Origin of the sequence: Pseudonocardia sp. ICBG1142 (genome assembly GCF_020496255.1) — a bacterium.
Taxonomy (GTDB): Bacteria; Actinomycetota; Actinomycetes; order Mycobacteriales; family Pseudonocardiaceae; genus Pseudonocardia.
In genome coordinates this window covers 594,564-614,369 of the sequence record NZ_JAHLJC010000005.1, presented here as the reverse complement: position 1 = coordinate 614,369, position 19,806 = coordinate 594,564, and the positions used below count along the sequence as shown (strand labels likewise).

At 72.7% G+C, this 19,806-nt stretch carries 20 protein-coding genes; 6 read left to right on the top strand and 14 right to left on the bottom strand.

What is annotated here, in order from left to right; translation table 11 throughout:
• Positions 1–32: 32 nt before the first annotated feature.
• Together KPL59_RS08185 and KPL59_RS08180 are read left to right on the top strand one after the other, a co-directional pair.
• On the top strand, positions 33–680 hold the full coding sequence (locus KPL59_RS08185; RefSeq protein WP_020622570.1) for an amino acid ABC transporter permease: 648 nt from the start codon (positions 33–35) through the stop codon (positions 678–680).
• Positions 677–1,543: an amino acid ABC transporter permease gene (locus KPL59_RS08180; protein WP_075311105.1), complete on the top strand. Its 867-nt coding sequence runs from the start codon at positions 677–679 to the stop codon at positions 1,541–1,543. Before KPL59_RS08185 ends, KPL59_RS08180 begins: the two co-directional genes overlap by 4 nt.
• Before the next feature lie 54 nt (positions 1,544–1,597).
• Here the strand turns inward: KPL59_RS08180 and KPL59_RS08175 are convergent, their stop codons facing one another.
• Both KPL59_RS08175 and KPL59_RS08170 read right to left on the bottom strand, forming a co-directional pair.
• Positions 1,598–2,338 carry an AAA family ATPase gene (locus tag KPL59_RS08175; RefSeq protein WP_226360426.1) on the bottom strand — a complete coding sequence of 247 codons (741 nt, stop codon included), beginning with the start codon at positions 2,336–2,338 and terminating at the stop codon, positions 1,598–1,600.
• On the bottom strand, positions 2,335–4,338 hold the full coding sequence (locus KPL59_RS08170) for a prolyl oligopeptidase family serine peptidase (RefSeq protein ID WP_226360425.1): 2,004 nt from the start codon (positions 4,336–4,338) through the stop codon (positions 2,335–2,337). The genes KPL59_RS08175 and KPL59_RS08170 overlap by 4 nt, the downstream gene beginning before the upstream one ends.
• A 49-nt stretch (positions 4,339–4,387) precedes the next feature.
• Here KPL59_RS08170 and KPL59_RS08165 point away from each other — a divergent pair, with 49 nt between their 5' ends.
• Positions 4,388–5,296, top strand: coding sequence for a LysR family transcriptional regulator (locus tag KPL59_RS08165; RefSeq protein WP_226360424.1), 909 nt, complete (start codon positions 4,388–4,390; stop codon positions 5,294–5,296).
• 10 nt (positions 5,297–5,306) lie between these two features.
• Here the strand turns inward: KPL59_RS08165 and KPL59_RS08160 are convergent, their stop codons facing one another.
• The 4 genes from KPL59_RS08160 to KPL59_RS08145 form a co-directional block, all read right to left on the bottom strand.
• Entirely contained in the window at positions 5,307–6,017 is a 711-nt protein-coding gene (locus tag KPL59_RS08160; protein WP_075311097.1) for an SDR family oxidoreductase, read from the bottom strand.
• A gap of 77 nt (positions 6,018–6,094) precedes the next feature.
• The gene (locus KPL59_RS08155) at positions 6,095–6,955 is read right to left on the bottom strand and encodes a CoA ester lyase (RefSeq protein WP_226360423.1); all 861 of its coding nucleotides are present in this window, start codon (positions 6,953–6,955) and stop codon (positions 6,095–6,097) included.
• Between the two features lie 2 nt (positions 6,956–6,957).
• Positions 6,958–7,287 (bottom strand): hypothetical protein, encoded by a 330-nt coding sequence (locus tag KPL59_RS08150; RefSeq protein WP_020623684.1) that lies wholly within the window; start codon positions 7,285–7,287, stop codon positions 6,958–6,960.
• Positions 7,288–7,346: 59 nt separating this feature from the next.
• Positions 7,347–8,015, bottom strand: coding sequence for an alpha/beta fold hydrolase (locus KPL59_RS08145; RefSeq protein ID WP_226353468.1), 669 nt, complete (start codon positions 8,013–8,015; stop codon positions 7,347–7,349).
• Between the two features lie 68 nt (positions 8,016–8,083).
• Between KPL59_RS08145 and KPL59_RS08140 the strand changes: the two genes are divergently transcribed.
• Complete coding sequence (locus KPL59_RS08140) at positions 8,084–8,362, top strand: hypothetical protein (protein ID WP_226353469.1); 279 nt, start codon at positions 8,084–8,086, stop codon at positions 8,360–8,362.
• An 80-nt stretch (positions 8,363–8,442) separates the two neighbouring features.
• Here the strand turns inward: KPL59_RS08140 and KPL59_RS08135 are convergent, their stop codons facing one another.
• From KPL59_RS08135 to KPL59_RS08110, 6 genes are all read right to left on the bottom strand, one after another.
• Entirely contained in the window at positions 8,443–9,204 is a 762-nt protein-coding gene (locus KPL59_RS08135) for a succinate dehydrogenase/fumarate reductase iron-sulfur subunit (protein ID WP_020623681.1), read from the bottom strand.
• Positions 9,201–11,105: a fumarate reductase/succinate dehydrogenase flavoprotein subunit gene (locus KPL59_RS08130; RefSeq protein ID WP_226360550.1), complete on the bottom strand. Its 1,905-nt coding sequence runs from the start codon at positions 11,103–11,105 to the stop codon at positions 9,201–9,203. The genes KPL59_RS08135 and KPL59_RS08130 overlap by 4 nt, the downstream gene beginning before the upstream one ends.
• 8 nt (positions 11,106–11,113) lie before the next feature.
• Positions 11,114–11,914 carry a hypothetical protein gene (locus KPL59_RS08125; protein WP_226360422.1) on the bottom strand — a complete coding sequence of 267 codons (801 nt, stop codon included), beginning with the start codon at positions 11,912–11,914 and terminating at the stop codon, positions 11,114–11,116.
• Between the two features lie 239 nt (positions 11,915–12,153).
• Positions 12,154–12,903 carry a succinate dehydrogenase/fumarate reductase iron-sulfur subunit gene (locus tag KPL59_RS08120; protein ID WP_020623678.1) on the bottom strand — a complete coding sequence of 250 codons (750 nt, stop codon included), beginning with the start codon at positions 12,901–12,903 and terminating at the stop codon, positions 12,154–12,156.
• Between the two features lie 14 nt (positions 12,904–12,917).
• On the bottom strand, positions 12,918–14,885 hold the full coding sequence (locus tag KPL59_RS08115; RefSeq protein ID WP_226360421.1) for a fumarate reductase/succinate dehydrogenase flavoprotein subunit: 1,968 nt from the start codon (positions 14,883–14,885) through the stop codon (positions 12,918–12,920).
• 3 nt (positions 14,886–14,888) lie between these two features.
• Positions 14,889–15,608, bottom strand: coding sequence for a succinate dehydrogenase cytochrome b subunit (locus KPL59_RS08110; protein WP_082375760.1), 720 nt, complete (start codon positions 15,606–15,608; stop codon positions 14,889–14,891).
• 87 nt (positions 15,609–15,695) lie between these two features.
• Between KPL59_RS08110 and KPL59_RS08105 the strand changes: the two genes are divergently transcribed.
• On the top strand, positions 15,696–16,655 hold the full coding sequence (locus KPL59_RS08105; RefSeq protein ID WP_043278006.1) for a LysR family transcriptional regulator: 960 nt from the start codon (positions 15,696–15,698) through the stop codon (positions 16,653–16,655).
• A gap of 9 nt (positions 16,656–16,664) precedes the next feature.
• On the opposite strand, the gene KPL59_RS08100 is transcribed toward KPL59_RS08105, so the two are convergent.
• On the bottom strand, positions 16,665–17,096 hold the full coding sequence (locus KPL59_RS08100) for an STAS domain-containing protein (protein ID WP_226360419.1): 432 nt from the start codon (positions 17,094–17,096) through the stop codon (positions 16,665–16,667).
• A gap of 142 nt (positions 17,097–17,238) precedes the next feature.
• Between KPL59_RS08100 and KPL59_RS08095 the strand changes: the two genes are divergently transcribed.
• Positions 17,239–18,606 (top strand): mycothione reductase, encoded by a 1,368-nt coding sequence (locus KPL59_RS08095; RefSeq protein ID WP_226360418.1) that lies wholly within the window; start codon positions 17,239–17,241, stop codon positions 18,604–18,606.
• Here KPL59_RS08095 and KPL59_RS08090 read toward each other — a convergent pair.
• Positions 18,603–19,763, bottom strand: a complete 1,161-nt coding sequence (locus KPL59_RS08090; protein ID WP_226360417.1) for a low temperature requirement protein A — start codon at positions 19,761–19,763, stop codon at positions 18,603–18,605. The two genes, KPL59_RS08095 and KPL59_RS08090, sit on opposite strands and share 4 nt — an antisense overlap.
• Positions 19,764–19,806 lie beyond the last annotated feature (43 nt).

The window sequence follows — 19,806 nt, the reverse complement described above, 5'->3', positions numbered from 1 at the left end:
CACGTCGGGACCAGAGAAAGGAGAGCCGCCCGGTGGATGTCCTGCTGGACAACCTCGACCTCTACGTCGGCGGGTTCGCCGGCACGATCGGCCTCTTCGTCGTCGCCGCGATCGGATCGCTGCTGCTGGGCACGCTGATCGCGGGCATGCGGGTCAGCCCCGTCCCCGCGCTGCGTGCCTTCGGCACCGGCTACGTGCAGATCCTGCGGAACACCCCGCTGACGCTGGTGCTGTTCTTCTTCGCGTTCGCCTACCCACGGCTCGAGCTCGTCCAGCTCAGCTTCTTCGCGCTCGCGAGCGTCGGCCTGAGCCTCTACACCGCCGCGTTCGTGTGCGAGGTCGTGCGGTCGGGCATCAACACGGTCCCGGTCGGGCAGGCGGAGGCGTCGCGGGCGCTGGGCTTCACCTTCACCCAGACCCTCGGCCAGGTGGTGCTCCCGCAGGCGGTGCGCGCCACCGTCCCGCCGATGACGAACATCCAGATCGCGCTGCTGAAGAACACCACGATCGCGTCCGGCTTCTCGGTGTTCCAGGCCGGCGGCATCTACCAGAACCTCTCCGAGCGCGGCTACAACGTGCTCGTCGGGCTGCTGTGGGTGGCGCTGATCTTCGTGATCCTGGTGGCCCCGCTGACCTGGGTCCAGCGCCGCCTCGACGCCCGCTGGGGGGTGGCCCGATGAGCTCGGTCCTCTACGACATCCCGGGCCCGGCGGCCCGCGCCCGCAACCGCACGATCGGCGTCGTCGGGGTCGCGGTGATCCTGGCGGCCCTCGGGTTCGTCCTCTACCGCTTCTGGGCCACCGGCCAGTTCAGCGGCCGGATGTGGGACTGGATCACCTACGAGGCGATCCAGGTCCGCATCCTCGACGGGCTGTGGAACACCGTCCGCGCCTTCCTCGTCGCTGCGGTCCTGTCGCTGGTGTTCGGGGCGGTGTTCGCCGCCGGCCGGCTGTCGGACCACGCCTGGGTCCGGGTCCCGTGCACGGTGGTCGTGGAGTTCTTCCGCGCCGTCCCGCTGCTGGTCCTGATCTTCATCATGTACTACGGGATGTCGCAGGGCGCGGGCATCGAGATCTCCGCGTTCTGGGCCGTCGTGCTCGGCCTGATGCTCTACAACGGCTCGGTGCTCGCCGAGGTGTTCCGTGCCGGGATCAACGCGGTCCCGCGCGGGCAGAGCGAGGCCGCCTACGCCCTGGGGCTGCGCAAGACCCAGGTGATGTCCTCGGTGCTGCTCCCGCAGGCGGTCCGGTCGATGCTGCCGACGATCCTGTCGCAGCTGGTGGTGGTCCTCAAGGACACCGCGCTCGGCTTCCTGATCCTCTACGAGGAGCTGCTGCTCGTGGCCCGCCAGCTCGGCAGCCAGGTGCAGCTCGGATCGCCGATCCTGCAGGTCGCGCTGGTCGTCGCGGTCCTCTACATCGGGCTGTGCCTGATCCTGACCGGCCTGTCGCGGCTGGTGGAGAAGCGGCTGTCGCAGGGGCCGCGCAAGGCCACCCCGCAGGCCGCTCCGACGCCGGCACCCGCCGGCGGCGCCCCGGTCTGAGCCCCGGCAACCCGGGCCCGGGAGGACACCTCGTCCTCCCGGGCCCGTCGCCGTCTACAGGTGCCGCAGGAACGCGTCCGGGTCGGCGAGGAAGCTGCGGGTCAGGGCGACCGGGAGCGCCTCGTCGTAGCCGACGCGGCGGACCGCGCCGTCGTCGTCGAGTTGCAGGATCGTCGCGCCCGGCAGCGCGAGCAGGACCGGCGAGTGGGTGGCGACGACGAACTGGCTGCCCCGCGCGGTCAGGTCCACCATCCGGGCCAGCACCGCCAGGGCCCCGGTGACCGACAGCGCGGCCTCCGGCTCGTCGAGCAGGTAGAGCCCGCGCGGGGTGAACCGGTGGGTCATCAGCGCGACGAACGACTCACCGTGGCTGCGCTCGTGCGGCGAGCCCCCGAACGCCGGGGCCAGCCGCGGGCCGAGACCCTCCCGGTCGAGGTGCTCGAGCTCGGTCGCCACGTTGTAGTACGACTCGGCACGCAGGAAGAAGCTGCTCCGTTCCCGGCCGGGCCGGCGCGCCAGCCGCAGGTGCGACCCCAGGTCGGACTCGCTCGCCCGCGTCGCGAACCGGAACGACCGCGAGCCGCCCTCGGCGTTCAGCCCCAGCGCGACCGCCAGTGCCTCGACGAACGTGGACTTGCCGGAACCGTTCTCCCCCACCAGGAACGTGACGCCCGGGTAGAGGGCGAGCCCGCCGTGCGCCCGCAGCCACCGCACGACCCCCAGGTCGAACGGGTAGCCGTCGGTGGGCGCGTCCGGGTCCAGGGTGACGCGGGCGACGAAGTGCCCGGGACTCACAGGTTCTCGACGGTGACCGGCTCGATGCCCTCCTCCGGCGGCAGCGCGAACCCGAACACCCGGGAGTAGAACGCCAGCTCGGCGTCGAGCGCCCGGCGGATGTTCGCCGCCTGCCGGAAGCCGTGCTGCTCACCGGCGAACAACAGATAGGCGACCGGCACCCCACGCTCGCGCAGCGCGTCGACGATCATCTCCGACTGGTTCGGCGGGACGATCGCGTCCTCGTCGCCCTGCAGCACGATCAGCGGGGTCGAGAACCGCTCGACGTGGGTGAGCGGGGACCGCTCGATGTAGACCGCCTCCGCCTCGGGCCACGGCCCGACCAGCCCGTCGAGGTAGCGGGACTCGAACTTGTGGGTGTCCCGGGCGAGCGCGGCCAGGTCGGCGACGCCGAAGTGGTCGGCCCCCGCGGAGAACGGGGTGTCGTCCCGGGCGAGCGCGGCCAGGGTGGTGAACCCGCCCGCCGAGCCGCCGCGGATCGCCATCCGGGCCGGGTCGACGCGTCCGGCGTCGGCCAGCGTGCGGGCCGCGGCCAGGCAGTCGGCGACGTCGACGATCCCCCACGCGCCCTTCAGCTGCTCGCGGTAGGCGCGCCCGTAGCCGGTGGAGCCGCCGTAGTCGACGTCGACGACCCCGAACCCGCGGCTGGTCCAGTACTGCACGGCGACCGAGAGGACCGGCGTCGCCGAGCCGGTCGGGCCGCCGTGGATGACCACCAGCAGCGGCGGCAGCTCGCCCTCGGGGGCCTCGTGGGCGCCCAGCGGCGGGTAGAACAGCGCGTAGCCGGTGCGCGGGCCGCCCGCGGCGTCGGTGGACAGGAACGTGATCGGCTCGGGCACCGACACCGTCTCCGGGTGCAGGCCCAGGTCGCGCGGGGCGCGCAGGGTCTGCACCCCGGCCGCGCCGGGCTCCCCGGCTCCCTCCGGGGCGGGCACCACGCGGTGCACGCCCGGCTCGGCGGTGGGCGACCCGGCGACGCAGACGACGGCGTAGGGCCCGTCGGCGCGCACCGAGCCGATCGCGGTGAACGGGGTGTCGAGCTCGATGATCCGGCCGTCGACCTCCCGCACGACCAGGGCGTCGAAGCCCCGCGAGGAGCGGGCGAACACGACGCGTCCGTCCTCCAGGACGGCGTAGCGCGACCCGCCCAGCGCCCAGCCGGGCACACCGATCTCGGCATCGATGCGCACGAGCGCCTCGATGTCCTGGCCGGGCGGCCACCGGTAGAGGTTCCACCAGCCGGTGCGGTCGCTGAGGAAGGTCAGCGACCCGTCGGGCTGCCACTGCGGCTCGGTGACCGACTCCCCCGGCCCACCCGCGACGACGGTGTCCACCCCGGACGCCAGGTCGCGCACGGTGAGCTCGACGTCGTCCCACGGCATCGACGGGTGGTTCCAGGACAGCCAGGCCAGGGTGCCGCCGTCCGGCGAGATCCGCGGTGCTGCGACGAAGTCCGGGCCGCTGACCAGCACCTCCGGCTCCGACGGGACGCGGGCGTCGAGCCGCACGATCTCGTTGACGACCTCGGCCGCCGGGGTGTGCTCGGCGTGGTGGTGCTCGCGGACCGCGACCATCCAGGTGCCGTCGGGGGCGACGTCGCCGTCGGCGTAACGGTCACCGCGGGGCACCGCGGGCTCCGGGGTGAGCGCGACCGGCTCGCCGCCGCGGTCGAGCCGGTACAGGCGCTGGTCGGCCCACTCGACGTAGAAGACGGTGCCGGGGCTGCCGGGGTGCAGCCACCACGCGCCGCCGCCGTACTCGTGGACGGCCGAGCGCGCGTTCGCCCCGGCCGGCAGCAGGTCGGTGCGGGTGCCGTCGTCGGTGCGGCGCACCAGCTGGGTCCGCCCGCCCTCGGTGGCGCGGCCCTCGGCCCACACCACCCCGGTGTCCTCGGTGCCGGGCGCACCGTCGGGGCGGACCTCCCCGAGCCGCACCGCGGCCGTCACCACCACTTCGGACGTGACCGGTGTCGGCCACGACCCGTACCCGGAGATCGTCACGGCGACCACGCTAGTCATCACCGTGCCGCCGTGCCCGTAGGTTGTCGCCGTGCCGACACTGCGTGCGCTGGAATGCCTGGTGGCCGTGTTCGACCACGGGTCGGTGACCGGGGCGGCCGCGGCCCTGCACCTGTCCCAGCCCGCCCTGTCCCACCAGCTCGCCCAGCTCGAACGCGAGGTCGGGACCCCGCTGCTGGAGCGGCTGCCGCGCGGGGTGCGCCCGACCGTCGCGGGGCGGGCGGTGCACGCCGACGCGGTCGCCGCGCTGGAGGCCGCGGACCGGGTGCTGACCACCGGGCGCACGGTCGCGGCCGGCGGCGCCGGGGTGCTGCGGGTGGCGTGCGCGGAGACGATGACCGCGGGTCTGCTCGCCCCGGTGCTGCGGGCTGCCGCCGGTGCCACCGCCCGGACCCGGGTGGAGCTCACCGAGCTGACCAGCGCCGACGAGATCGCCGCCCGGGTGGCGGACGGCGCGGCCGACGTGGGGGTGTGCCCGCCGCCCGGCCGTGACGGCGTCGACGCCGAGGTGCTCGGCCGCGAGCCGCTCGTCGCGGCGCTCCCCCGCCGCCATCCGCTCGCCGGCGCGCCGGGGCCGATCCCGGTCGTCGCGCTCGGCGAGGGCCCGGTGGTGCACTACGACCCCGCCAACGGCCTGGCCGGCTGGCTCGACACCCTCGCCGCCACGCACGGCGTCCGCCTCGACGCGGTGACCCGCACCCGGAGCGCGACGACCGCGGCCCGGCTCGCCGACGCCGGGCTGGGCGTTGCGGTGGTGCCGGTGACGGCGCTGCCCGCGGGTGCCCCGGGTGTGGTGCGGGCGCTGGCCCCGGCGCAGGACCGGGAGGTCGTCGCGCTGACCCGGCCGGGCCGGGACCCGGTGGTGGCGGCGTTCGTCGCCGCGCTGCGACGGCGCGGGGTGCCCGTGCCCGCCGCCGTCGCCGCGCAGCTCGCCCCCTGAGCGGCGCCGGTCAGGCCAGCCGGCCACCGCCGTCGACGTGCAGGGTCGTGCCGGTCACGAAGGGGTTGGTGAGCAGCGACCGGGCCGCGGCGGACAGCTGGGCCGGGGTGCCGGTGCGCCGCGCCGGGTTGGCCGCGGCCGTGGCGGCGAGGAAGGCGTCCTTGCCGTCGCCGAGCCGGTCCCACTGGCCGGAGTCGACGATGCCGGGCGAGAGCGCGTTGACCCGGACCGGGGCGAGCTCGACGGCGAGCGCCTCGGCGAGGAACGCGACGGCGCCGTTGGTCGTCGCCATCACCGAGCGGCCGGGCGCCGGGCGCCAGGCCGCGACGCCGGAGAACAGCAGGAACGACCCGCGCACGAGTGGGGCGAGGTGCTTGGCGAGCAGCAGCGGGCCGACGACCTTCGCGTCGAACGCGGTGTGGACGGCGTCGCGGTCCAGCTCGCCGACCGGCCCGTTCGCGGGCGCGGCGGCGAGCGACACGACGTGGTCCAGCGGCCCCGAGGTCGCCGCGAAGGCGGCGATGCTCGCCTCGTCGGTCAGGTCGATCCGGGCGGTGGCGGCGCCCACCGCGTCCGCGACCGGGGCGAGCCGCTGCGGGTCGCGCCCGGCGAGGGTGACCGTCGCCCCCTCGGCGACGGCGTCGGCGGCGAGCGCGCGGGCGATGCCCGAGCCGCCGCCGACGATCAGCAGGTCCTGTCCGGCCAGTGTGGTGATGTCCATGTCCGGTACAGCGTCGCCGGACCGACGTGCAGTCCCGTCGCGCGATCGATGCTTCCGAGCTCTGCCATAGACGTCGTCTATGCCTCGGCGCGGCGCAGGACCGCCCTGGCCCGGGCGAGCACCGGCGCGTCGACCATCTCCCCGCCGAACCGGAACACCCCGGGGTGGCGCTGCGCCTCGGCGAGCAGGGCGCGGGCGTGCTCGGCCTCGGCGTCGGTGGGCCGGAACCCGCGGCGCACGACCTCGACCTGCGACGGGTGGATGCAGGCCTTCGCCGCGAATCCCGCGGCCGCCGCGTCGAGGGTGTCGGCGAGCAGGGTGTCGGTGTCCGCGATGTCGGTCAGCACGGTGTCGACCGGGTCGAGGCCCGCGGCACGCGCGGCGTAGAGGATCCGGGTGCGGGCCTCGGTCAGCGCCGGGCCGTAGCCGCCGCCGGTCGCGCGCCCGGTGCGGCCGCCCAGGTCGGCGAGCAGGTCCTCGCTGCCCCACATCAGGCCCGCGCAGTTCGTCGCCCGCGCGATCGACGGCGCCTCCAGCACCCCGTGCGCGGTCTCGCACAGCGCGATCACCGGGTGCGGGGCCAGTGCCTCCACCGCGGCGGCGCTCGTCGCCATCGGCAGCATCAGCGTGAGGTCCGGGTGGGCGGCCAGCGCGGCGACGTCGCCGTCGTGGGCGGGGGTGCCGGGCGCGTTGACCCGCACGACCACCCGGGTGCGGTCCAGCCCCGCCAGGGCGTCGACGACGGCGGCACGGGCGCCGTCCTTGTCGTCCGGGCCGACCGCGTCCTCCAGGTCGAGGACGACGGCGTCGGCCGCGGCGAGTGCCCTGGCGAACCGGTCGGGCCGGTTCCCGGGGCAGAACAGCAGGCCGGGGCCGTGGTCGAGCGGGCGGGCGGCGGTGGCCACGAGCGGGGCCTCCTCGTTCCGGGGACGGACCACGATCATCGACCTGCCGTCGCCGCCGCGCGCAGCAGGCGCACCGCGGCCGGCAGCGCCCCGGGTCGCAGGACCGGAGCCAGGCCGACGACCCCGCTCATCCCGGTCCACCAGCGGACCTGCCCGTCGGTGCGGAGCACGCCGACCGCCGGCGTCCGGCATCCGGCGACGGCGGCCGGGAGGTTCGGGTAGATCTCGGCCAGCCGCGGCTCGCGGCAGGAGCGCGCCCGGACCCGGACCCGCACGCAGCCCGGCAGCTCCTGTGCGATCCGCGAGCACGGCGCACAGGCCGCGTCGTGCACCACCACGAGCTCCCGGATCCGTGTGCGCGCCACCGCGTCATCATCGCCTGCCACCGGCCCCCGCCCTCGGGGGCCGTCCTCGGGGGCCGTCCTCAGCGGCCGAGCAGCGCCGCGGCCAGCTCCCCGGGGTGCGAGAGCATCGGGTGGTGCCCGCCCGACACCATCTCGGGCACGACGCCGCGCAGCCGGCGGGCGAGCATCGTCCGGACGAACGCGGCCGGGAACAGCTTGTCCTCGCGGCACAGCAGGTACCGGGTCGGCACGTCCGGCCAGGACTCCCGCGGCCACGGCTGGTTCCACGGCGTCGCGGACTGGTCGCGCTCGTGGCGCAGCGCCTCGTTCGCGACCGCCTCGTCGACGTCGTGGTAGAAGAGCCCGACGACGTCGTCGGGGTCGCGCCCGTCGCGCGCGGCCTGCTCGGCGAGCGCCGCCCCGGAGCCGGTCGCGGCGCCCCACTGCGCCGCGGACTCGCCCGGCTGCGGCACCATCGCCGTCACCAGGACGAGCTCGCGCACCGCGATCCGGTCGCACACCAGCGGCGCGCTGAACCCGCCGAAGGAGTGCGCGACGACCACCAGGTCCTCGGCACCCTCGACCGCGGCCACCACGGCGTCGGCGTAGTCCTCCAGTCCGGCGGCGTCGTCGTCGCAGGGCAGCTCGACCGGCACGGCGCGGTGGCCGCGCCGGGTCAACTCCCGTACCAGCGGGCCCCAGTACCAGGTGTCGGTCCCCGCCCCGGGGACGAGCGCAAAGGTCGTCATACCGGTGTGGACCGTCCGCGCGCGGCGTTCTCATCGCCTACCGTCGACGGCGGAACCGAGGAGGCCCGATGACCGATCCGACCCGCCTGCCCGCCGTCCCCGACCCGGAGCCTGCCGACCCCGCCGTGCCCGACCCGGTCGAGCCGGTCACCGACTACACCGACGACGGCGTCCCCACGTTCTCCTACGTGCGCGATCGCATCGAGGGACGCGCCGCGACCGCGGCGGCCGCCGAGGAGCTCGCAGGCGGCGACGTGCGCGCCGCGGAGGCCCAGGACGCGTTCGCCGAACGCGAGCGCAGGGCGGCCGAGCGGCTCGCCGAGATCCGCCGGTCGATGGAGGGCTGAGCGGCCCGTCGCACCCCCGGCGCGGTCCCCGCACCCCGTGCGGCGGGTGCGATGGCCGTCGCCGGGGTGCGGGGACACGTTCAGCTCCCGGTGCGACGGAAGATCTTGTCCCCCAGCCACACCAGCGGGTCGTACTTGCGGTCCACCGCGCGCTCCTTGAGCGGGATGAGCGCGTTGTCGGTGATCTTGATGTGCTCCGGGCACACCTCGGTGCAGCACTTGGTGATGTTGCAGAACCCCAGCCCGTGCTCCTCCTGGGCCTCGACGGCACGGTTGCCGTGCGCGTCGAGCGGGTGCATGTCCAGCTCGGCCATCCGCATCAGGTAGCGCGGCCCGGCGAACGCCTCCTTGTTCTCCTCGTGGTCGCGGACCACGTGGCAGGTGTTCTGGCACAGGTAGCACTCGATGCACTTGCGGAACTCCTGGCTCCGCTCGACGTCGACCTGCGCCATCCGGTACTCGCCCGGCGCGACCCCCTCGGGCGGGGTGAAGCTGGGGATCTCGCGGGCCTTGGTGTAGTTGAACGACACGTCGGTCACGAGGTCGCGGATCACCGGGAAGCTGCGCAGCGGCGTGACGGTGACGACCTCGCTGTCGTCGAAGGTGTTCATCCGGGTCATGCACATCAGCCGCGGCCGGCCGTTGATCTCCGCGGAGCACGAGCCGCACTTGCCCGCCTTGCAGTTCCAGCGCACGGCCAGGTCGCCGGCCTCGGTGGCCTGCAGCCGGTGGATGACGTCGAGGACGACCTCGCCCTCGTTCACCTCCACCGGGTAGTCGACCAGCTCGCCCTTGGTGTCGTCGCCGCGCCAGACGCGGAAGTGGTGGAGATGGCTGCTCATCGCGGTCCCTCCGCATCGGCCCGGTGACCGCCCAGCTCGTCACCGGTGTAGTACTTCTTCAGCTCGTCCATCTCGAACAGGTCGAACAGGTCGGGCCGCATCGGGATCTGCTCCTGACGGGTCAGCTCGATGCCGTCCTCTCCGACGGCGCGGCAGACCAGCAGCACGTGGCGCCAGTCGGAGTCCATGACCGGGAAGTCGTCGCGGGTGTGCCCACCCCGCGACTCCTGGCGCTCCAGGGCCGCCTTGCCGGTGCACAGCGCGACGAGCAGCATGTTGCGCAGGTCCAGGGCCAGGTGCCAGCCCGGGTTGAAGCGGCGGTGCCCCTCCACCGAGACCGTCCGGGTGCGGGTCGCGATGTCCTCGAGCTTCTTGAGCGCGAGCTCCATCTCGTCGCCCTTGCGGATGATCCCGACGAGCTCGTGCATCGTCTTCTGCAGCTCCTGCTGGACGACGAACGGGTTCTCCCCGCCCGCGGTCGCACTGGAGAACGGCAGCATCGCCCGCTCCAGCGCCGCGGTGACGTCGGCCTCCGCGACGGCCGGCCGTCCCCGGTCCGCGTGCTGCGCGGCGTGCAGCCCGGCGCGGCGGCCGAACACCAGAAGGTCCGACAGCGAGTTGCCGCCGAGCCGGTTGGAGCCGTGCATGCCGCCCGCGACCTCGCCGGCGGCGAACAGGCCGGGGACCTTCGACATCGCGGTGTCCGGCTCGACCTCGACCCCGCCCATCACGTAGTGGCAGGTCGGGCCGACCTCCATCGGCTCCTTCGTGATGTCGACGTCGGCCAGCTCCTTGAACTGGTGGTGCATCGACGGCAGCCGCTTGAGGATCTCCTCGGGCTTCAGCCGGGTGGACACGTCGAGGAACACCCCGCCGTGCTCGGTGCCCCGGCCCGCCTTGACCTCGGAGTTGATGGCCCGGGCGACCTCGTCGCGGGGCAGCAGCTCGGGCGGGCGCCGGTTGTTGTCCGGATCGGTGTACCAGCGGTCGCCCTCCTCCTCGGTGGTGGCGTACTGCTCCTTGAACACGTCCGGCACGTAGTCGAACATGAACCGCTTGCCGTCGGTGTTGCGCAGCACGCCGCCGTCGCCGCGGACGGACTCGGTGACCAGCAGGCCCCGCACCGACGGCGGCCACACCATGCCGGTCGGGTGGAACTGCAGGAACTCCATGTTGATCAGCGTCGCGCCGGCGCGCAGGGCCAGCGCGTGGCCGTCGCCGGTGTACTCCCAGGAGTTCGACGTGACCGAGTAGCTCTTCCCGACGCCGCCGGTGGCGAGCACGATCGCCGGGGCGTCGAAGCGCACGAACCGACCGTCGCCGCGGAAGTAGCCGAAGCAGCCCGAGATCGCGCCGTCGGTGGTGAACAGCTCGGTGATCGTGCACTCGTGGAAGACCCGGATCCGGGACTCTGGGTCGCCGGTCTCGGCGAGGTCCTCCTGCTGCAGCGAGACGACCTTCTGCTGCAGGGTGCGGATCAGCTCCAGGCCGGTCCGGTCGCCGACGTGCGCCAGCCGCGGGTAGGTGTGCCCGCCGAAGTTGCGCTGGCTGATCTTCCCGTCCTTCGTGCGGTCGAACAGCGCGCCGTAGGTCTCCAGCTCCCAGACCCGGTCCGGGGCCTCCTTGGCGTGCAGCTCGGCCATCCGCCAGTTGTTGAGGAACTTCCCGCCGCGCATGGTGTCGCGGTAGTGGACCTTCCAGTTGTCGTTCGGGTTGGCGTTGCCCATCGACGCCGCGCAGCCGCCCTCGGCCATCACGGTGTGTGCCTTGCCGAACAGCGACTTGGAGATGATCGCCGTCCGCTTGCCCTGCAGCCGCGCCTCGATCGCCGCCCGCAGGCCGGCACCGCCGGCCCCGATGACGACGACGTCGTAGTCGTGCCGCTCGATCTGCTCGTCCATCTCGGTGCTCACCCCACGATCCGCAGGTCGCTGATCCAGCCGGCGGAGACGGCCATGACGTAGAAGTCGGTGACGGCGAGGCTCACCAGCGTCGCCCAGGCGAACTGGTTGTGCCGGGTCTTCAGCTTCGAGACCTGGGTCCAGAGCGCGTAGCGGACCGGGTGCTTCGAGAAGTGGTTGAGCCGCCCGCCGACGGCGCTGCGGCACGAGTGGCACGACAGCGTGTAGCCGAACAGCAGCACCACGTTCACGACCAGGATGATGTTGCCCAGCCCCAGGCCGAACCCGCCGCCGGGCTTGGCGAAGGCCAGCACCGCGTCGTAGGTGTTGATCAGCGTGATGATCCCGGCGATGTAGAAGAAGTAGCGGTGCGCGTTCTGCAGGATCAGCGGGAAACGCGTCTCACCGGTGTAGCGCCGGTGCGGCTCGGCGACCGCGCAGGCCGGCGGGGAGAGCCAGAACGCCCGGTAGTAGGCCTTGCGGTAGTAGTAGCAGGTCAGCCGGAACAGCAGCAGGAACGGCAGGGAGACCGCCGCGTAGGGCAGCCACCAGACGTCGGGCAGGAAGCGGCCGAAGTGCGCTGCCTCCTCGACGCAGCCGGTCGAGACGCACGGCGAGTAGAACGGCGTCAGATAGCCGTACTCGGGGACGAAGTAGTGGTCCTGCATGAACGCCCGCACCGTCGCGTACGCGACCCAGGCGACGAACGCCACGAAGGTGGCCAGCGGGGGAAGCCACCATCGGTCCGTGCGCAGCGTGCGCGCGGCGATGGTGGCCCGGCCGGTGGACGCGTCAGTGGTGGATGACACGTACGGGAGCTCCTGTCGTCTCGACGACGCCGAAGAGACCTGACACGACGTCGCGCCCTCGTGAACACCCGCCGCACACACGGTGCGGTGGTCGCCAGAGAGTACGACGCAGATCACATGTGATCTACGTCGGGATCGCGATTGGCCGCTCCATCGAGACGTGGCTCACACGTCACACGACGCACGACGGCCCGGGCACCCCGCGGAGGGAGTGGCCCGGGCCGTCGCGACGGTGCGTCCTACTTCTTGCGGCCGCCCACCGTGGCCGCGAGGTAGTCGCGGTTCAGCTGGGAGATCACGTCGAGCGGGATCTCCTTCGGGCAGGCGGTGGCGCAGGCGCCGGTGTTGGTGCAGCCACCGAACCCGGCGGCCTCGTGCTCCTCCACCATGCTGACGACGCGCTCGTAGCGCTCCGGCTGACCCTGCGGCAGCTCACCCAGGTGGGTCAGCTTCGCGCCCAGGAACAGCGACGCGGACCCGTTCGGGCAGGCCGCGACGCAGGCACCGCAGCCGATGCAGTTCGCCGCGGCGAACGAGCGGTCCGCGGCGGACTTCGGCACGGCGTTGGAGTTGGCCTCCGGCGCCGACCCGGTGTTCACCGAGACGTAGCCGCCGGCCTGGATCATCTTGTCGAACGCGGCGCGGTCGACGACGAGGTCCTTGATGACCGGGAACGAGCCCGAGCGGAACGGCTCGATGACGATCGTGTCGCCGTCGGAGTAGTGCCGCATGTGCAGCTGGCAGGTGGTGGTCGCCCGCTGCGGGCCGTGGGGACGGCCGTCGATGACCATGCTGCACGAGCCGCAGATGCCCTCGCGGCAGTCGTGGTCGAACGCGACCGGCTCGTCGCCGGACAGGATCAGCTTCTCGTTGAGCACGTCGAGCATCTCGAGGAACGACATGTCCTCGTCGGCGTCGACTGTGTAGGTGACCAGGCGCCCCTTGTCGACCGCGTCGCGCTGGCGCCAGACCTTCAGGTTGAGCTTCATGTCCGTCGGTCCTCTTACTTGTAGCTGCGCTGGGTCGGGTGCACGTACTCGAACGTGAGCTCCTCCTTGTGCAGGACCGGAGCCTGCCCGCGGCCGGTGTACTCCCAGGCCGAGGTGAAGGAGAAGTTCTCGTCGTCGCGCTGCGCCTCGCCGTCCTCGGTCTGGCTCTCCGCGCGGAAGTGACCGCCGCACGACTCGCGACGCACGAGCGCGTCGAGACACATGAGCTCACCGAGCTCGAGGAAGTCGGCCACCCGGCCGGCCTTCTCCAGGCTCTGGTTCAGCTCCGCGCCGGTACCCGGCACCTTGACGTTGCTCCAGAACTCGCGACGGAGCTCGGGGATGCGGTCCAGCGCCTTGCGCAGACCGTCCTCGGTGCGCTCCATGCCGCAGTAGTCCCACATGATCTGGCCCAGCTCGCGGTGGAACGAGTCCACCGTGCGGGTGCCGTTGATCGACAGGAACTGGTCGATCCGGTCGGTGACCGACTGCACGGCCTCGACGACCTCGGGCGCGTCGTCGGGGACGGCGTCGAGCTCGTTCTTGGCCAGGTAGTCGCCGATCGTGACCGGGAGGACGAAGTAGCCGTCGGCCAGACCCTGCATCAGCGCGGACGCACCGAGGCGGTTCGCGCCGTGGTCGGAGAAGTTCGCCTCGCCGGCCACGTAGAGGCCCGGGATGGTCGACTGCAGGTCGTAGTCGACCCAGAGGCCACCCATCGTGTAGTGCACGGCGGGGAAGATCCGCATCGGGACCTCGTAGGGGTTCTCCCCCGTGATCCGCTCGTACATCTCGAACAGGTTGCCGTACTTGTTCTCGACGGCCTTGCGGCCCAGCCGCTGGATCGCGTCGTCGAAGTCCAGGTAGACACCCAGACCCGACGGACCGACACCGCGCTTCTCGTCGCAGACCTCCTTGGCGGCCCGGGACGCGATGTCACGGGGCACCAGGTTGCCGAACGCCGGGTACTTGCGCTCGAGGAAGTAGTCACGCTCCTCGTGTGGGATCTCGTTCGGCCCGCGGTCGTCGCCGAGCCTCTTCGGGACCCAGACGCGGCCGTCGTTGCGCAGCGACTCCGACATCAGGGTCAGCTTCGACTGGTGGTCGCCGGAGACCGGGATGCAGGTCGGGTGGATCTGGGTGAAGCAGGGGTTCGCGAACAGCGCGCCCTTGCGGTGCGCCCGCCAGGAGGCCGTGACGTTGCAGCCCTTGGCGTTGGTCGACAGGTAGAAGACGTTGCCGTAGCCGCCGGAGGCGAGCACGACCGCGTCGGCGGTGTGCACCTCGATCTCGCCGGAGACCATGTCGCGCGCGACGATGCCGCGGGCGCGTCCCTCGACGACGATCAGCTCCAGCATCTCGTGCCGGGCGTACATCTCGACGGTGCCGGCCTTCACCTGGCGCTCCAGCGCCTGGTAGGCGCCGATGAGCAGCTGCTGGCCGGTCTGACCGCGGGCGTAGAAGGTGCGGGAGACCTGCACACCGCCGAACGAGCGGTTGTCGAGCAGACCCGCGTAGTCGCGGGCGAACGGGACGCCCTGCGCGACGCACTGGTCGATGATCTGCCGCGAGATCTCGGCGAGCCGGTGGACGTTGGACTCCCGCGCGCGGAAGTCGCCGCCCTTCACCGTGTCGTAGAACAGCCGGTAGACGCTGTCGCCGTCGTTGCGGTAGTTCTTCGCCGCGTTGATGCCGCCCTGCGCGGCGATCGAGTGCGCACGCCGCGGGCTGTCCTGGTAGCAGAACGTCTTGACGTGGTAGCCGGCCTCGCCGAGCGTCGCGCTCGCGGAGCCGCCGGCCAGGCCGGAGCCCACGACGATGATCTTCTTCGAGCGCTTGTTCGCCGGGTTGACCAGCTTGACGCCGAACCGGCGGCGCTCCCAGCGGGTCTCGATGGCACCCGAGGGGACCGCCTTGTCGACGACCGGCTCACCGGTCGTGTAGTCGGCGTAGGAGATGTGGTGGGACGAGGCGTCAGTCATGGGTCAGACCACTCCGAACGTGACGGCGAGGGGCACCGAGATGAAGCCGAGGGTCAGCACGGCGGCGAAGACCGTCGACACCACCTTGATGGTGCGCTCACGCCTGTTCGACGACCACCCGAGCGTCTGGATGCCCGAGAAGATGCCGTGCTGGACGTGGAAGCCCAGCGCGACGACGGCGAGGACGTAGAACAGGGTGACGTACCAGCGGGCGGGGGTGAAGTCGGCCGCGAGGTTGTCCGCCACCGCGAGGTGCACGCCGTTCGGGTTCAGCGTGCCCGCGGTGAGGTCGAGCAGGTGGTAGACGACGAACAGCACGATGATCACGCCGCCCCAGCGCATGGTGCGGGCCGCGTAGCTGCCCTTGACCTGGTAGGAGCCACCCGCGTACTTGATCGGGCGGGCCTTGCGCGCGCGCAGGGCGAGCACCGTCGCCGACCAGATGTGGGCGACCACAGCGACGACGAGCACCACACGGACGATCCAGAGCATGCCCGAGTAGGGCAGCGCCGGCTCCAGGATGGTGCGCAGCCAGGCCGCGTAGTGATCGATCGCCTCGGGGCCGAAGAAGATCTTCAGGTTCCCGATCATGTGCAACGTGACGTAGCCGAGCAGCACGACGCCGCTCACCGCCATCACGAACTTCAGCAGCGCACTGGGCGTGCGCGGACGCCGGGGTGCGGCGGGCTTGGCTCCGCCGCCGGCCCGGGACTTCTCGGACATCGTGACCACGTCGTCCAGTGGACATACCAACGGGTAAGGCAGTCCAATGCATGAAACGGTCTCCGGTCATAGCCGTAGGCTATGCGTGTGACACTTCAGCAGCTCATGTACTTCGTCGCCGTGGCAAACGTGCGCAGCTTCACTCGGGCGGCCGACCAGGTCGGGGTCGCCCAGCCGACCCTGAGCCGCGCGCTGCGGGCGCTGGAGGACGAGCTGGGCTCCCCGCTGATCAACCGCGGGTCGGTCGTCACACTGACCCCGGCCGGTGAGGCGGTGCTGCCACTGGCACGGAGGATGCTCGCCGACTCCGACATGGTCCGCACGACGGTGGCCGAGATGGTCGGCCTGCGCAGCGGCCGGGTCCGGGTCGGCGCGACGCCGTCGCTGTGCATCGGCGTGCTGTCCGACGTGCTGCGGGTCTTCCACGCCCGGCACCCCGAGATCGCCGTCGAGCTGGCCGAGGACGGCTCGCAGCCGTTGGAGGCGGCACTGGTCCAGGGCGCGCTGGACGTCGCCCTGGTCATCGTGCCCCCCGACGGGGTGGACCCGACGCTGCACACCGCTCCCCTGCTCCGCGAACGGCTCTCGGTCGCCTCCCCACGGGCACGCAGGCCGCTGACCCCGCGCGGGTCGATGACCGTCTCCGAGCTCGCCCGCCACGACCTGGTGATGGTGCGCCAGGGCTACGACCTGCGGGAGGTGACCCTGCGGGCCTACGCGGTCGCCGGGGTCACGCCGCGGATCGCCGTCGAGGGCGGCCAGATGGACGCCGTGCTGCGCATGGTCGAGGCCGGCACCGGGGTGGCGGTGGTGCCGGACCTGACGTTCATCGGGCGGCCGCGGCTGCGGCGCACGGTGCTCAACCCGGCCATCCACCGCACGGTGGCGCTGGCGCGGCGCGCCGACATCGCCCCCACACCGGCCGTCATCGCCTTCGCGGACACGCTGCTGGAGCACATGTCCGACACCTCGGCGTCGCTGCGGGAGGGCACGACCGACGTCCAGGTGCTGCACCGGCACCGGACCGGCCGGGAGCTGCTCGGCTGAGGACCGGGGTCAGTCGGGAACCGGGAACAGCGGGGCGCGGCCGTCGGGGGTCGCCGGCGGCGGGTGCGGGTCGAGCACCCGCAGGTGCTCGCAGGTGCCGGTGACCTGCAGGACCCGGCGGACCTGGCGGGCCGCGCCGCAGTACAGCTCCAGGACCACCCCGGCCGCGACGGCGGCGTGCTGGCAGTCGAGCAGCACCGAGATCCCGGCCGAGGCGAACACGCCCACCCCGGACAGGTCCAGCACGATCCGTGGGGCCGCGGCGAGCCAGTCGCCCACCTGCTCGGCCAGGAACGGCGCGGTCGCGAGGTCGACGTCGCCGACGGCGTGCAGCACCACCGGACCCGACGGGTGCGGCACCGCCTCCAGGGTCAGACCACCCTCCGCGGTCGCGGCGGACAGGCCGGGCACTCCCCCCGGGCCCTCCGTCGGATCGGTCATCACCGGCCGCCTCCCGCGGGGCGCCGCGCCACCGCCGCAGTCAGGGTGCCAGTGCGGTGCCGGTACCGCACGCCGATCGCCCGGTGACGGCCCCGCCCGGCGTCGACGCGCGGGAGGGCGCCGGTCTTCCTAGGCTCGGCGGGTGGCCCATCACGATCTCGCAGTCGTCGGCACCGGATCCGGGAACACGATCGTCGACGACCGGTTCGACGGTCTCGACGTCGCCCACGTCGAGGCGACCCGGTTCGGCGGGACCTGCCTCAACGTGGGCTGCATCCCGACCAAGATGCTCGCCTACACCGCCGAGGTCGCCGAGACGGTCCGCGCGGCGTCGACCTACGGGGTGGACGCCCGGATCGACCGGATCCGCTGGAGCGACATCCGGGACCGGGTGTTCTCCCGACTCGACCCGATCGGCGACGAGGGCCGCGACCACCGCCGCGACCACGGCACCGTCTACGACGGCACGGCCCGCTTCACCGGGCCACGCGCGATGACGGTGGACCTGGCCGACGGCGGCACCGCCGAGTTCACCGCGGACCGGATCGTGCTCGCCGTCGGCGGGCGACCGGTGGTCCCGCCGCCGGTCGCCGACTCGGGCGTCCCGTTCGACACCTCCGACACGATCATGCGGATCGACGAGCTGCCCGGGCACCTGGCGATCATCGGCGGTGGCTACATCGCAGCGGAGTTCGCGCACGTGTTCGGCGGGCTCGGCTGCGAGGTCACGCTCGTCGAGAGCGCCGACACCCTGCTCGGCGGGATGGACGAGACCGTCGTGGCGCGGTTCACCGACGCCGCCCGCGAGCGCTTCACCGTCCACACCGGACGGACGGTGGAGAGGGTCACCGGCGGTGCGGGCGACGTACGGCTGCACCTCGACGACGGCACCGAGGTGCGGGCCGACCGGCTGCTCGTCGCGGCCGGGCGCCGCCCCAACTCCGACCGGCTCGACCTGGACCGGGCCGGGATCGACACCGACGACGCCGGCCGCGTCGTCGTCGACGCCCACGGCCGCACCACCGCCGACGGGGTGTGGGCGCTGGGCGACATCTCGTCCCCGCACCCGCTCAAGCACGTCGCGAACCACGAGGCCGAGGTCGTCGGGCACAACCTCGCCCACCCCGACGACCTGCGCGAGGCCGACCACGGGTTCGTCCCGGCCGCGGTGTTCACCACTCCGCAGATCGGCGCCGTCGGCCGCACCGAGCAGCAGTGCCGCGAGGAGGGCCTGGAGTTCCGCGTCGGGTTCCACGAGTACGCCGACGTCGCCTTCGGCTGGGCGATGGAGGAGCAGCGCGGGTTCTGCAAGGTCCTCGTCGCCCCGGACGGCACGCTGCTCGGGGCGCACCTGCTCGGCCCGCAGGCGTCGACGCTGGTCCAGCAGCTGGTGCAGGCGATGGCGCTGGGCGTGACCGCGCAGCGCCTCGCCGACGTACAGTACTGGATCCACCCCGCGCTGAGCGAGGTGCTGGAGAACGCGCTGCGCGACGCCGCCGACCCGGACTAGGCGCGCCGCTCGGTCAGCTCGGTGGCCACCGCCAGGCCGATCACCACGGCGAGCACGACCAGCCCGATCGCGATCGCGGGCAGGGCGTGTCCGGCGACCAGCGCGACCACCGCGGCCACCACCAGGATCGCGGCGGCCACGTAGCGCGACCGCCCGACCGTCCCGGCGCGGCCCTGCAGGTAGAGCTTGTTGCCCGCGAGGTAGAGCAGCGGACCGCCGACCGAGGTCAGCACCAGCGCCGGAGTGTTCTCCGGGTGCGTGAGGTGCAGGTCGATCGCCACCGCGAACAGCACCGCCCCGGCCACCATCAGGCCGTGCGCGTAGGCGAACGCGGCCCGCGCCGCACGGGTCGACCCGTCGCCGGAGCTCGCCCGGGTGCCGTGCCCGGCGAGCGCGAAGTAGGACCACCACAGCGCGACCAGACCGGCGAAGCCGAGCAGGGTGATCACCACCGCGTAGGGGGTCACGTCCTCCATCTCCGACAGCGTGAAACCCATGATCAGGATCGACTCGCCGAGCGCGATGATGAACACCAGCCGGTTGCGCTCGGCGAGGTGCTCCACGTCGGTCGGCCACTCGTCCATCGGGGTGCGCCCGAGCCCCGGCACCCGGAACTCGAACCGCGGCCCGGCCATGTCGACGGCGACGGCCAGCACCCAGACGACCAGCCGCGCCACCGGCGGGAGGAACGCGCCGACGACGACGAGCACGGACGCGGCCGTGCTCCACACCAGCAGGTTGCGGTAGTTACGGGCCATGACGTGCCCGCGCATGGTCACGACGAGGAACAGCGGGCGCCCGATCTGGGCGGCGGCGAAGCACAGTGCGAACAGCAGCCCGGACTCACCGAACGCGCCCGGCAGGGCCAGCGCCATCCCCAGCGCCGCCAGCATCAGCCCGGCGTTGAGCATCCGGACCGACGGGCGTCCCGGGTCCAGGTAGTTCATCGCCCAGGCCGAGTAGTTCCACAGCCACCAGACCGCGGCGAACAGCACCGCCGTCTCCAGCGCCCCGATCGGGGTCAGGTGGTAGAGCAGGGTGTGCGAGACCTGGACGATCGCGAACACGTAGACGAGGTCGAAGAACAGCTCGATCGGAGCGACCTCGGAGTCGCCCTCCCGTCGCAGCACCCGCGGCCGGATGTCCGGTGTGGTCATCGGTGGGCTCCTTTCCCGTGTCGGCGCTGCCGAAGGGTAGTGC